Origin of the sequence: Flavobacterium sp. 9R (genome assembly GCF_902506345.1) — a bacterium.
In the GTDB taxonomy this organism is placed as follows: Bacteria; Bacteroidota; Bacteroidia; order Flavobacteriales; family Flavobacteriaceae; genus Flavobacterium.
This window is the reverse complement of sequence record NZ_LR733413.1, coordinates 2642603-2656751: the sequence shown is the minus strand read 5'-3', so window position 1 is coordinate 2656751 and position 14149 is coordinate 2642603. Positions and strand designations below refer to the sequence as shown.

Sequence of the window (14149 nt, the reverse complement as noted above, 5' to 3'; positions counted from 1 at the left end):
GGTAGTTGAAAGAGTTTGGATGTTTTTGTTTTCTATGAAATGAATTGAAATAGAATATAAATTTTAGTAATTTTAATACTTTAAGAAAATCTATTTAGCGAAACGCTCCGCAATATGAATCGTCAACTTCTTTTGTTGCTATTAATTCCAACCTTTTTACAAGCGCAACTTCGTAATTTTAGAAAAACGACGCTCGATTCTTTGCAATCCAAAATCATAAAAGGTACCGCCTCTTTGAGTATGAGCTATACCAAAGATTCTGATAAAAACTTAATTATTTATTCTGATGTTTCGCTGTTATACCCAGACAGTCATCACTTATATTCATTTGGCAGTAACCTCCGCTACAATAGTTTTTACACCGGAAGTGCAAGTAGCAACAACCGATTTTATGCAAGTGTTAATGTTCATTTATTCAATCATACCCTTTTAGAAAACAATCATTTGAAAGAAAAAGTCATTGCACCAGAACTTTTCTCTTTTTATCAATATGATGAAAATCAGGGGCTCAAGCAACGCATACAACTGGGTGCAAATGCAGCAATCAAATTGGTACGATCCAAAAATTTCCGAATCAATACGGGAGTTGGCTTTTTTTATGAATTTCAGCGATGGAGTATGCTCACCGATGAAGATATTGAAACGATACAAGCCTTACCTGATTCTTTTTTAGAATACATCAAAGATTTATATGAAATGGACAACAAGTTTAATGTGATTCGAAAAAATGTTAGGGCTCAAGTATACCTCAGCTCGCATGCTATTTTGAACAAAAAACTTGACTTTGATTTTATGTTTAGCTACCAACAACCTTTCAAACCTCCTTTTAGAGGATTACCTGATGATGGCCCTTTTCCTGTCATCACAAGATTGTATCCCAGATATACTTTTGAATGTGTACTGAGTTATAAGTTCTCCAAAAAAATCTCTGCGCAAGGTCGCGTGTACTTGCAACACGACAAAGGCCATGTGTCACCTTTTGCTTCAAACGAAACTTTTAATTTTATCCCAAGTCTCAATTTTAGATGGTAAAATAGAGTCCTGTCTCGACAAAAACAAAAAGAAGCTTACCTCTAGAAGAATTCAAATCTTGTCAAATGTTTCGCTTTCTTTTACCATACAAAATGTTGCCTGTTTTTTTGAGTATTTTTTAAAATAAAAATCCCAATGCTTCTGCCGACAAAGAACAACTAATCGATGGGCATAGACCTATCAAGATCACCCAATTCATCAAGACTTCGTCAAAAAGTATTCGCATCTCTGGCAAAAAGTTGTGGTTTATGACGCTATTGATGTGTAAGGTGCCAACTCCCTTTTTCATAACCTAGTTGTAACGTTTGACTCAAATAAATACTAACTAAAAACGAATCAAACAACAACTAAAACAGTGCTGTTATGAATAAAAAAATGATCATCGAATCGTTACTAGGGATGGTAATTGGAGGTATTGCAATGTTTACTTTTTTACATTTCATTCCCAAAGAACTCCTTATGAAATTCTATCCAAAAGGTGATTTTGAAACTTTTGCTTTTTTTGTTTCACTTTTAGTGGGTCCGTTTTTTGCTATTGCTTTGCACGAATTAGGACATTTAACAGCAGGACTTTTGCAAAAACACCAATTACAATTGTTTGTTGTGGCTTTCTTTGGTTTAAAAAGAGAAAACCAGCGAGTACGATTATTTTTCAACAAAGAAATGCAATACTTTGGTGGTATTTCTGCCACTTCACCAATAAATTTAGAGGGTAATTTAAAGATACAATTTGCAAGAATTTTGGGTGCCGGACCCTTGTTTTCATTGCTTTTTGGTGGTGTTTTTCTTTTTCTTTTTTATTACTTTGATTCCGCTTGGAATGGTTTCAATGGAATAGTTGGCCTCATTTCAATTGCACTTTTTTTTGCTACTACCATTCCGTCAAAATCTGGTCTTTTTTTTACGGATAGAAAAAGATTGCAGCGTTTGTTGAACAAAGGCAAAGTTGGCGAAATAGAATTAGCGCTTTTGCAAGCATCCTTCCAAATGTTATTAGATCAAAATGCCAAGAATTTGGAGATCAATAAACTTCAATTGATTCAAACCGATACTGAACCTGTGGTCCAATTTTGGGGTTTCTTCTTTGAATACGCTTACTACAAAGACCATCAAAACACAGAAAAAGCCACTTTACTTAAAAATAACTTACTGAATTATCAAACACTCATTCCAAAAGGGATATGGAAAAGTCTAGCTATTGATTAGAGCTTAAACCACAACGTCTATCATTCAATTTTAAATTCAAGATAAAGGATTGATTTCGAATCTGAGAGTTCATTTATTCCGAGCCTAAATTTTAACTCGAAAAAAAAGAGTACTATCTCGGAGGAAATAGTACTCTACATTTAAATTTGTTCCGAATCGTTATTCAAATGATGAATAATTTCGGCTATGAGGCCCGTCCATCCTGTTTGATGATTGGCGCCCAATCCTTTTCCGGTATCGCCATCAAAATATTCAAAAAACAAATGATTCGAATTGAAGTTGGGGTCTTTTTGAAACTTTTCATAAGGCCCATACATTGGTATAAATTGCTCTTTATTAGGAACAAAAAGTGAGAGTAAACGATTCGCAACGCCATCAGCTGCATCTTTTATATTCATCATTACTCCCGAATGCGTTGGAAACTCTACTTTGTAATCGTTTCCGTAATAGTTACAGAACTTCTCGAGTGAGTCCAAAATCAAATAGTTCATTGGAAACCAAATCGGACCTCGCCAATTGGAATTTCCTCCAAACATATCTCCAGTAGCTTCGGCAGGTGTATAATCTACTTGAACGGTTCCACCATCATAGGTAAATCGATAGGGATGTTCTTTGTGAAATTTAGACAACGAACGAACACCAAAATCAGACAAAAACTCCGATTCATCGAACATACGTTTCATAATCATCTTCATTCGGTGCCCACGCAGAATAGACAATAACTTGCTCTCTCCTTTTCCGGGATTGTACCAACTTGAAACTAAGGCCGCCAAATCTGGTCGGTTTGAAATAACCCATTCCACCCTACGCTTGAAATCTGGCAACTGATCTAATAATTCTGGGGTTAAAACTTCAACAGCAAAAAGCGGAATCAATCCAACCATCGAGCGCACTTTGAGCAATTCGGCTTCGCCATTTTCCTTATGCAACATATCATAATAGAACTGATCGTCTTCGTCCCAAAGATTCAATTTGTCTCCACCAATGGCTTGCATAGCACCAGCGATATGCAAAAAGTGTTCAAAAAACTTAGAAGCCATATCTTGATACACCGGATTTTCAATCGCAATTTCACAAGCAATTCGCAACATATTCAGGCTATACATTGCCATCCAACCCGTTCCGTCGGCTTGTTCTAAATGACCGCCTGTTGGTAAAGCTGCCGAACGGTCAAAAACACCAATGTTATCCATTCCAAGGAATCCGCCTCCAAAAATATTGTTTCCACCTTCGTCTTTCAGGTTGACCCACCAAGTGAAATTGAGTAACAATTTATGGAAAATGCGTTCCAAGAAAACACGGTCGCCTTTACCACCATTCATTTCTTTATCAATGGCATACACTTTCCAAGTTGCCCAAGCGTGCACGGGAGGATTTACATCCGAGAACGACCATTCGTAAGCAGGAATCTGCCCGTTGGGATGCATATAATATTCTCTCAAAATCACCGATAATTGACGTTTGGCAAAATCGGGATCTAATCGTGCCAAAGGCAAAGTATGAAAGGCTAAATCCCAAGCGGCAAACCAAGGATATTCCCATTTATCAGGCATTGACAAAATGTTGGAAGTGTACAAATGTTTCCAAGCATTATTTCTTCCTTTACTTCTATTCGCATCGGGTTTAGGCATCGAAGGATCGCCTTTGATCCATTCATAAACATTGTAGTAATACCATTGTTTGGTCCACAACATTCCAGCATAAGCTTGACGTTGTACCGATTTCAAATGCTTCTCTTTGATGTTTTTTTGCAAACTATCATAAAACAAATCGGCTTCCTTGAGACGTTGCGCATAAATAGCATCAAAATCTTCAAAAGGAGCTTTTGGCGTTTGATTGGTAAAACGCAAACGGATTACTTTTTTCCCTTTGGCAGGAATAAGTTGTTCGTATTTTGCCGAAGCTTTTGTTCCAATTTTATTAGGATTAACGGCTTCTTTTTTCTTGTTGATGATATAATTATTAATACCATCTTTGGTATATTTAGTCAAATTTTCCGAATGATACAAACGCTCAAAATTCGTTTCGTTTTCACAAAAAAGGAGTTCATCTGCATTTTCAGCATACAAAGTATAATGCCCCACCACACGATGATTGACTTCAATTACTGACTTTCCGTTGCCAACCAAAGAAGGTTTGTGCTTGTAATTGTCATAGCCCCAGCACCAAGTATTTCGGAACCAAATAGTAGGTAAAACCGTTATAGGTGCAGGTAAATCTGAGTGATTCTCTATAGTAATTTGAATCAAAATATCCTGCTGATCGGCTTTGGCATATTCAATGCTAATATCAAAATAAGCATCTTTATCAAAAATGCCTGTATCCAAAAGTTCGTACTCGGGTTGCTGGCGATTGCGCTTTTTGGATTCTTTGACTAACTTTTCATATGGAAATGCCGCCTGTGGATACTTGTACAGCATTTTTTGGTAGGAATGCGTAGGCGTAGCGTCTTGGTAATAATAAATTTCTTTGACGTCTTCTCCGTGGTTGGACTCGTTTCCGGTAAGACCAAAAAAACGTTCCTTAAGAATTTTGTCGTGATGGTTCCAAAATGCCAAAGCGAAACAAATGTGTTGTTTATTGTCTGAAATGCCACCTATGCCTTCTTCTCCCCATCGATAGGCTTTGGAACGCGCCATATCGTGAGTAATACTATTCCAAGCATCTCCATTGGCAGAATAATCTTCTCTAACAGTTCCCCATTGCCTTTCAGTCAAATAGGGACCCCATTTTTTCCAGCCTTTGTTATCTTTTCTTTCGAGTAATCGGGCTCTTTCTGCGTCTATCTCTGTCATAGCACTATTTGTTTTTGTCTTTTGCAATTTATAGAAATACGGTTAAAAAAAGAGAAAAAAATCCATAAAAATCCCTAATCAATTCTTTCCAATTGATTTTTTTTCGAAGTGTAAAATACTAAATCTCTAAATTCTGTTCTTTTGAAAAGGTTTTCTGAGAAATGAACAACGCCTTTTGAACACTTTACCCATAAAATTTTAGCCAAAAATGATAGGAAAGCGGGCAAACTTTGCGAACTTTGCGATTCAGAAACTACAACAATGGCAAAAATATTAACGGGAGTACAGAGTACAGGAACTCCGCATTTGGGTAATTTATTAGGCGCAATTATACCCGCAATTGCATTATCGAATGATCCAAAAAATGAATCATTCCTTTTTATCGCCGATTTGCATTCGATTACACAAATCAAAAATGGCGAAACCTTAAGAAACAATACTTACAGTACCGCAGCTGCTTGGTTGGCGTGTGGACTAGATGTTAATAGAGTTACTTTTTACCGCCAATCCGATGTGCCTCAAACAGCAGAGTTGTCTTGGTATTTGAGCTGTTTTTTCCCTTTTCAACGTTTGACTTTGGCGCATTCTTTCAAAGACAAATCCGATCGTTTAGACGATGTCAATGCTGGATTGTTTTCGTATCCAATGTTGATGGCTGCCGATATTTTATTGTATGATGCCGAATTTGTACCTGTAGGAAAAGACCAGTTGCAACACCTCGAAATCACTCGTGATGTCGCTTCTCGTTTCAATCACCAAATGGGAGAAACTTTCGTGTTGCCCGAAGCCAAAATCCAAGAAGACAGTATGTTGATTCCTGGTACCAATGGCGGAAAAATGAGTAAATCAGCCAATAATGTCATCAATATTTTCTTGGATGACAAAGCGTTGCGCAAGCAAATCATGAGCATCGAAACGGATAGTACTCCATTAGAAGATCCAAAAAATCCTGATACTTGTAACGCTTTTGCTATCTACAAATTATTGGCCAATGAAGACCAAATTACCACGATGAGAGCCAACTATTTAGGAGGTAATTATGGCTACGGTCACGCCAAACAAGCCTTGTTCGAACTGATTGTAGAAAAATTCAAAACTGAAAGAGAACGTTACAATTATTACATCAATAACCTGATAGAAGTAGACGCCTTATTGAAACAAGGTGCCGAAAAAGCAGCAACTATCGCCAATGGTGTTTTAGATCGCGTACGCTTGAAATTAGGTTTCGAGTCGTTACAGTAAACGTTACTACGAATAAATTATGAAAAGGAATATTCCGAATTGGGGTATTCCTTTTTTTTATAGCTTTTAGCAATAGAAAAAGAATAGTACTCCAAAGTATATTTGTTGCAATATAAAATTAAAAGGATACCGTTTTAGCATAAAACCAGCCAAATGTTGCCAAAATTTGCAATATCACTATTAACCAAAACTTCAAAAGATAACTATTTTTACTTGTTTTGTGTCTGAACAAAAGCATCGCTAATCCACTACCGACAGTTCCTCCGAAGAACACGAAGGTTAAAAGTGTTGTTTCGGGGATTCTTTGTTTATGACTTTTTGCTTGCTGTTTATCAAAAACAGTCAACAGAAAACCGATGACGTTCAGAATCAAAAAATAATACAATAAAATATCCATTGCGATACATTTACGCTCCAAAGATATTATTTTAGCTGTCCGAAAAATTCAAAAAATGACCAACCTACAATTCATCGCCCAAAAGGTAGCTACCGCAGCCATCAATATTCAAAACACCGTTCAATTATTACAAGAAGATTGTACCATTCCGTTTATTTCGCGTTACCGAAAAGACAAAACAGGCAATCTAGACGAAACACAAATCGAACAAATTGCCAAACTCCAAAAAGAGTACGAGGCCATCTTGAAACGAAAAGAAGCCATCGTAAAATCCATCGAAGAGCAAAACGCTTTGACGCCCGAATTGGATAAAAAAATCCAACAAAGTTTTGACCTACAAGAGTTGGAGGATTTGTATTTGCCGTACAAAAAGAAAAAAAGAACCAAAGCCGATGTTGCTCGTGAAAACGGACTAGAGCCTTTGGCCAAAATTATAATAGCACAGAAAAATGACGATGTCGATTTCTTGGCTACACAATACTTGAACGACGCTATTGTCAATGAAGAAGGGGCTTTACAAGGCGCCAGAGAAATCATTGCCGAATGGATTAACGAAAATATTTACGTTCGTAAACAATTGCGCCGTTTGTACGAACGCAAAGCGACCATCACCACCAAAGTAGTCAAAACGAAAAAAGACGAACCTGATGCACAAAAGTATTCGCAATATTTCGATTGGTCAGAACCGTTGACCAAAGCGCCTTCGCACCGACTCTTGGCGATGCTGCGTGCCGAAAATGAAGGTTTCATCAAGTTCAAAGTAGAGGCTGATATTGACGAGGCCTATGATGTAATCGACGAATTAGTTTTGAAAGGTCAATGTCCTAGTACCTCCCACGTACAATTAGCCATAGAGGATTCTTATAAAAGATTGCTGCAACCTGCCATTGCCAACGAAACCTTGCAAGAAGCCAAAGCCAAAGCTGATGCCAATTCCATTCAGGTTTTTGCGAATAATTTAGGGCAATTATTATTGGCTCCACCTTTGGGCGAAAAACGAATTTTAGCCATCGACCCAGGATTTCGTTCGGGTTGTAAAGTGGTTTGTTTGGACGAAAAAGGCGACTTGCTCTACAACGAAACCATCTATCCGCACGCGCCACAAAATGAAACGGCGATGGCGATGAAAAAAATCAAATCGATGGTCAATTCCTATAAAATTGACGCCATTTCTATAGGGAACGGAACCGCCTCAAGAGAAACCGAATTCTTCATCAAGAAAATCGCTTTCGATAAACCTGTTCAAGTATTTATTGTTTCGGAGGCAGGAGCTTCTGTGTATTCCGCTTCAAAAATTGCCCGTGAAGAATTCCCCAATTACGACGTCACCGTTCGTGGTTCGGTGTCTATCGGACGTCGCTTGTCGGATCCTTTGGCCGAATTGGTAAAGATTGACCCCAAAGCTATTGGTGTAGGACAATACCAACACGATGTGGACCAAACCAAACTCAAAGAAGAATTGGATGCAACGGTAATTCGTTGCGTGAATTCGGTGGGAATCAACATCAATACCGCTAGCAAACATTTGTTGAGTTATGTGAGTGGTATTGGAGAAAAGCTGGCCGAAAATATAGTGACGTATCGTTCTGAAAATGGTCCTTTTGACGATAGAAAACAACTCAAAAAAGTACCGCGTTTGGGAGATAAAGCCTTCCAACAAGGCGCAGCATTTATCAGAATTGCCAATGGCAAAAATCCATTAGACAATTCGGCAGTACATCCCGAAGCTTATGCCATAGTAGAAAAAATGGCCAAAGATTTGAAAACTTCTGTTACTGATTTGATTGCCAACAAAGAAAAAATTGCGCTCATCAAACCCGAAAACTACGTAACGCCCGAAATTGGAATTTTGGGTATCAAAGACATCCTCAAAGAGCTCGAAAAACCAGGATTGGACCCTAGAAAATCGGCTAAAATATTTGAATTCGACCCGAATGTTAAATCCATTAAAGATTTGAAAACCGGAATGATTTTGCCCGGAATCGTAAACAACATCACCAATTTTGGTTGTTTTGTCGACATAGGAATCAAAGAAAGTGGCTTAGTTCACATTTCTCAACTCAAAGCCGGTTTCGTAAGCGATGTCAACGAAGTAGTCAAACTCCACCAACACGTTGAAGTAAAAGTAACCGAAGTCGATGAAGACAGAAAGCGAATACAGTTGACGATGGTTATTTAAAAGTGGAAATCTCAAAAAAGAAATTCCAATGCGTTACATTGAGGTATCATTTTAAACTAAAAAAGCAATATAAAATGACATTATTCTGTTTAAAAGTTGTCTTTTAAGAAGTGATACTCCCCTTTCGAGAGGGACTGGAGATGTGTTTTCATTTTGAGAAGATGTTTAATTCCAAAACAAAAACCGTCAATATTAGCTCGGTCGAAGTGCAAATTTCGAGGAATTTCTAAAAGTCTTTCCATTGGAAAATGTATAAATGAACAAAACCCGGCAAGAAAAATTGTCGGGCTTTGTTTATGAATTTCTGTTGTGAATATAGAACTTAATTTTAAGCTATAATAATACCTTAATTAAGTTTTATGTGGATTTCTTTCAATCTATCAATATAGCTTTAATATTAATTATAGGGTTATTTAAATCTTTACACCCAAAACTCTAAATAAATCAATTGTTTTAATACAAGAAACATTATGTGGGGTAGCTGCATCTGGGAGCATAACTCTTTTTCGACTGTTTGGACTACTTGTTTCGTGTGTTACAATTTGATTGCCGTTTGTCATTGCATAAGCTATCAACCAAGCGTCTGCTTCGTCAGCATCCAAAAACTCGCTTATAGCTGGTTTTGAGTATTGATCAGATTTTGAATATACCCAGCCACTAAGCAATGCATAATTTGCAATTGTAGAAGTTGTATCTTTAAAAAAATCAGGAGGTAAATTATCAATACACCATTGTGACAGTTCATCATTATTCTTTAACAACTCTTTCTGAACTTTATCAATCGATATGATTTTCCCATTAGAGACCAATTCCTTTACCTTTATCCAAAAACTAGGAACAACGTCAAATGGATAGCTCGTTCTGTGAGCTTCAATAAAAAAATTACTATCGAGGAGGAAAGGTTCTGACATTTTATTAATGCAAATGTTGTGTTACAAACTTTTGATAAGTATCTCCTTTCAAACCAGTTATCTTATAGGCATCACGATAAAGCAATTTATTCTGATTAACAGCTTGATTTACAACAGAAGCAAAACTAACGCTAACACGCTTTCGAGCTGTAGCATAAAAATCACCACCACTTCCTTGCTTTTCTTTCTTTTGTCTATAGCTTTCCATATAAGCATTATAAAAAACAAAGAATTCACCTCTTGTTATAAGACCTAAATCCATAGCTCTTCTACCAATAACTACTGGGCTTACTTTAAAAACACGTCTTGCATAATCAATACTTGGTTTGTCTTTCCAAATATCGATTAAAGAACTAGCGGGTACTAAAAATTCTGCGGCAATAGCATCACATAACTTTTCAATTGGATCGTTGGCAGGCAACAAATTTTGATTATCAAAACCAGCACTTTCGCCTAACCAAACGTGAGCCAACTCATGAATAATTGTGAATAACTGAGCCGCTTTAGCATCTGCGGCATTAATAAACATAAAAGGTGCATATTGATTTACTAACACAAATCCTCTACATTCACTAACACTAATAGGTCTATGTGTATTATTTTCCACCACTCCATTAAAATTGATAAAAACACCAATCTCTTCAATTTTGTGCGTTATAAAATTTAAAGTGTCTTCAAACGTTGCAAAATCACAAGCCCAATTAGGGTGTAAACCTAGAGTATTCCTCATATTTACAACAACATTATTAGCGTTCGCGTTTTTATCAAATTTTCCAACAAAAGCCAGAGGTTTGTGTTCGTTATCTATTAAATAATCAGTTATCCAATCTTGGCGTCTTTGTAGTATTTGAATAGTATCAAACACATTTAAGCTCACTTTTTCAGTATTGATATTACCCGTTCTAAAAAAAGGAAAAGGAATGCTTTCTTTAGGTGGTTCAGGAAGAAATAAATATCCAAACGGAATATGAACCTTGTTTGCAAAATCTTCAAGTTGCTTAACGGTTGGTTTTTTTATCTCTTCTATCCATTTTTGAATAATGGGATGATTATTGAGAAACTGCTCCATATCAAACCCTGCTCGAGTAATAGCCCAAGTAAGCAAGGTAGGGTTTATGGTGACTTCTGTTCTCATAGCTACAAATGTAGTAATATAAATTAATTTTTACTCTCCATCCAAAATGTCTTTAGCAACGACTAAATTATATCCTAGACATTTTTTGATACATAACTCAATACAAAAAACATTAATTCTTTATAATTGGTAGCATTTACTCTTATCCATCTGTGTAAGTTATAGACATATGAAGCAATTTAAATTCTGTATTTTTTCTACCAAAAATACTTTAATAAATAATTTGTCTGTCCACACAAACATACAAAAAATGTATTGGGAAGTACCTTCGTAAATAGAAGAAAAACAAAATTATCTTACAAGTAATTAGTATCGGTAAACGATAATAGAAAGGATAATATTTAGAATGAAACCAAGTCCGAAAAGTTTATTCCATAAAAAAAGCCTGACATTGCTGTCAGGCTTTTAAGCTCCCCCTCTTGGGCTCGAACCAAGGACCCTCTGATTAACAGTCAGATGCTCTAACCAACTGAGCTAAGGAGGAAACTGTGTATTATAATGCGTAGTAGGAACGTTTTCTGTGGCTTTGACTGACATTGTTTGTTTGTCTAAGCGGTTGCAAAGATACACCTAATTTCAAGTTTTGCAAACAAAAAATAAAATTTTTTTGATTTTTTTTATCTGCCTACAATCGCTTTGTAAATGTCGTTTCCGTTAGCAAATAAAAGCAATGAGATAAGTAAAACAAAACCAACCATTTGAGCATTCTCTAAGAATTTGTCACTTGGTTTTTTGCCGCTAATGATTTCGTACAACAAAAACATTACGTGTCCACCATCCAACGCTGGAATCGGCAATAAATTCATTACCCCCAACATAATCGACAACAAAGCGGTGATGTTCCAGAACACTTCCCAGCTCCAAGAACTAGGGAAAATATTAAAAATAGCCGCAAATCCTCCCACTTGCTTGTACGCTTTGGTTTCTGGATTGAAAATCATTTTCAATTGTTTACCGTAGCCTAACAATTGGTCTTTCCCTCTTTCAATTCCAACCGGAATTGATTCGAAGAAACCGTATTCTTGTTTGCTGATTTTATAGTAGCCTAATTTCTCTAAAGATTCCAATCCTAAACTACCCATATTTATGCCCAATTTCGCTTCTTGGTTCACGATTAGTTGTACAGGTACTTCTTTTTCGTTGCGAATTACAACTGCTGGAAGGGTCTTACCTTTGTTCGCATTTAGGATGGCCTTAACTTGGTCGTAATATTTGGCAGGTTGGCCATTAATAGAAACGATAACATCTTTAGGCTGTAATTGTTTATTTAAGGATTCTTCAGGAATAGCAGTAACCGCAAATGGCATACGGATATTCACCAAAGGCCCTTTTTCTAATTTTGACAATTGGTCCACTAAATCAACTGGCATTTGAATGATTTGAGTAGTGCCATTTCTTTCGATTTGGACTTGTTTCCCCATAATCAATTTTATGTTGATTTCGTTGTCGTATTTTTCGATTTTTTCGCCATCAATACTAAGGATTTTATCTCCCGTTTGGAAACCAATTTTGTTCATCACCGGATTTTCTATCAATAATCCGTCTTTCATATCGGCCATCGCTACAAAAGCATCACCATAAGCAAAAGCCATTCCTATATAAATAATGAAAGCTAAAATGAAGTTTACCGTAACACCACCCAACATAATAATCAAACGTTGCCAAGCGGGTTTCGAACGGAATTCCCAAGGTTGTGGAGGCAATGCCATTTGTTCCTTGTCCATACTCTCGTCAATCATCCCAGAGATTTTTACATAACCACCAAGAGGCAACCAACCAATACCGTATTCGGTTTCGCCTATTTTCTTTTTGAGTAACGAAAATTTAAGGTCAAAAAACAAGTAAAATTTCTCTACTCTAGTTTTGAATAATTTGGCAGGAATAAAATGTCCCAATTCGTGAAGAATAATTAATAAGGACAAACTCAATAAAAATTGAGCAAACTTGATAACGATTTCCATTGTTTACTTTTAGTTCTTAAATAACGCACAAAAGTAGCGTTTCTATTTTAATTTGATAGCGCAATATACTACATACGGCTTTAAATGTTTGTTAAATACAAAAATTTAGAACACTCCTTTAAAGAGATGCTTTAACTTTACTTTTTAAACCGTACAGCCTTCATAGGTCGATGTACCACCCTAAAAGTTACAGTATATATGAATAGTCTTTTGTTTTCTCCGCTTACGCTAAAAAGTATCACTTTCAAAAACCGTATCGTTATTTCTCCAATGTGCCAATACTCTGCTACAGATGGTTTTGCCAATGATTGGCATTTGGTGCATTTGGGCAGTCGTGCGGCTGGAGGTGCTGGATTGCTGATTCAAGAAGCTACGGCAGTTTCTCCCGAAGCTCGCATTTCACCAGAAGATTTAGGCCTTTGGAAAGACGAACATATCGAAAAACTACAGTCCATTAACCAATTCATAAAATCCCAAAACGCGATTCCCGGCATTCAACTAGCACACGCTGGAAGAAAAGCCAGTGTTTCGGCACCTTGGTTGGGTAACAAAAAATTAAGTGAAAACGAAGGCGGATGGACCACCGTAGCCCCAAGCGCAATAGCGTATCACGAGAATGAAACCACTCCAATCGCTCTCGACAAAATAGGCATTCAAAAAGTACTAAATGATTTTCAATCGGCGACTCGACGTGCTGTAGAAGCGGGTTACGAAGTGCTGGAAATACACGCAGCTCACGGCTATTTGTTGCATCAATTTTTGTCACCTTTAACGAATCAAAGAACCGATGAATATGGTGGTAGTTTTGAAAACAGAATTCGATTAACGTTAGAAACCGTAACTGCGGTGCAAGCCGAATGGCCTTCGGATTTGCCTTTGTTCGTTAGAATATCAGCAACAGATTGGGCTGAGGGCGGTTGGTCGGTAGAAGAATCGGTGCAACTTTCACAAATTCTAAAAGAAAAAGGCGTCGATTTGATAGACGTCTCCTCTGGCGGATTGGTGTCCCATCAAAAAATCACCATTGGCCCCAACTATCAAGTTCCGTTTGCCGAAAAAATTAAAAAGGAAACCGGCATACCAACTGGCGCTGTAGGAATGATTACCGAAGCCCATCAAGCAGAAAACATACTGTCTGAATCACAAGCCGACTTAGTGTTTTTTGCTTGAGAGTCCCTTCGCAATCCTAATTTAGGGTTAGATTTTGCTACTGCTTTAGAGGAAACGGTAGCTTGGCCGAAACAATATGAAAGAGCCAAAACAAGATAAAAAGTCCCACTCCAAACCCATT

General features: G+C 37.0%; 10 protein-coding genes, 1 tRNA gene and 1 pseudogene. 5 read left to right on the top strand and 7 right to left on the bottom strand.

Translation table 11 applies throughout. The features are described 5' to 3' along the window. Nucleotides 1-114 precede the first annotated feature (114 nt). A complete protein-coding gene (locus FLAVO9AF_RS11855; protein ID WP_159688903.1) occupies nucleotides 115-1032 on the top strand; it encodes a hypothetical protein in 918 nt (305 codons plus the stop codon). A gap of 118 nt (nucleotides 1033-1150) precedes the next feature. Here the strand turns inward: FLAVO9AF_RS11855 and FLAVO9AF_RS15705 are convergent, their stop codons facing one another. Continuing rightward, a complete protein-coding gene (locus tag FLAVO9AF_RS15705; RefSeq protein WP_236552315.1) occupies nucleotides 1151-1321 on the bottom strand; it encodes a hypothetical protein in 171 nt (56 codons plus the stop codon). Between the two features lie 74 nt (nucleotides 1322-1395). On the opposite strand from FLAVO9AF_RS15705, the gene FLAVO9AF_RS11845 reads away from it, so the two are divergent. After that, nucleotides 1396-2238 (top strand): site-2 protease family protein, encoded by an 843-nt coding sequence (locus FLAVO9AF_RS11845; RefSeq protein ID WP_159688900.1) that lies wholly within the window; start codon nucleotides 1396-1398, stop codon nucleotides 2236-2238. A gap of 140 nt (nucleotides 2239-2378) precedes the next feature. Here FLAVO9AF_RS11845 and FLAVO9AF_RS11840 read toward each other — a convergent pair whose 3' ends face one another. After that, nucleotides 2379-5033, bottom strand: a complete 2655-nt coding sequence (locus FLAVO9AF_RS11840; RefSeq protein WP_159688897.1) for a glucosidase — start codon at nucleotides 5031-5033, stop codon at nucleotides 2379-2381. Between the two features lie 261 nt (nucleotides 5034-5294). On the opposite strand from FLAVO9AF_RS11840, the gene trpS reads away from it, so the two are divergent. Then, a complete protein-coding gene (gene trpS, locus FLAVO9AF_RS11835; RefSeq protein ID WP_159688894.1) occupies nucleotides 5295-6275 on the top strand; it encodes a tryptophan--tRNA ligase in 981 nt (326 codons plus the stop codon). Between the two features lie 118 nt (nucleotides 6276-6393). On the opposite strand, the gene FLAVO9AF_RS11830 is transcribed toward trpS, so the two are convergent. Next, complete coding sequence (locus tag FLAVO9AF_RS11830) at nucleotides 6394-6672, bottom strand: DUF1294 domain-containing protein (RefSeq protein ID WP_159688891.1); 279 nt, start codon at nucleotides 6670-6672, stop codon at nucleotides 6394-6396. A gap of 55 nt (nucleotides 6673-6727) precedes the next feature. Here FLAVO9AF_RS11830 and FLAVO9AF_RS11825 point away from each other — a divergent pair, with 55 nt between their 5' ends. Then, nucleotides 6728-8851 carry a Tex family protein gene (locus tag FLAVO9AF_RS11825; RefSeq protein WP_159688888.1) on the top strand — a complete coding sequence of 708 codons (2124 nt, stop codon included), beginning with the start codon at nucleotides 6728-6730 and terminating at the stop codon, nucleotides 8849-8851. A gap of 413 nt (nucleotides 8852-9264) precedes the next feature. Here the strand turns inward: FLAVO9AF_RS11825 and FLAVO9AF_RS11820 are convergent, their stop codons facing one another. From FLAVO9AF_RS11820 to rseP, 4 genes are all read right to left on the bottom strand, one after another. Then, nucleotides 9265-9762, bottom strand: a complete 498-nt coding sequence (locus FLAVO9AF_RS11820) for a DUF4411 family protein (protein ID WP_159688885.1) — start codon at nucleotides 9760-9762, stop codon at nucleotides 9265-9267. 4 nt (nucleotides 9763-9766) lie between these two features. Further along, nucleotides 9767-10897, bottom strand: a complete 1131-nt coding sequence (locus FLAVO9AF_RS11815; protein WP_159688882.1) for an ImmA/IrrE family metallo-endopeptidase — start codon at nucleotides 10895-10897, stop codon at nucleotides 9767-9769. 410 nt (nucleotides 10898-11307) lie between these two features. Beyond that, nucleotides 11308-11381: transfer RNA gene (locus tag FLAVO9AF_RS11810), tRNA-Asn, on the bottom strand. A gap of 133 nt (nucleotides 11382-11514) precedes the next feature. Then, nucleotides 11515-12858, bottom strand: a complete 1344-nt coding sequence (gene rseP / locus FLAVO9AF_RS11805) for an RIP metalloprotease RseP (RefSeq protein ID WP_159688879.1) — start codon at nucleotides 12856-12858, stop codon at nucleotides 11515-11517. 198 nt (nucleotides 12859-13056) lie between these two features. Between rseP and FLAVO9AF_RS11800 the strand changes: the two are divergent. Next, a pseudogene (locus FLAVO9AF_RS11800) lies at nucleotides 13057-14127 on the top strand (NADH:flavin oxidoreductase/NADH oxidase). Nucleotides 14128-14149 lie beyond the last annotated feature (22 nt).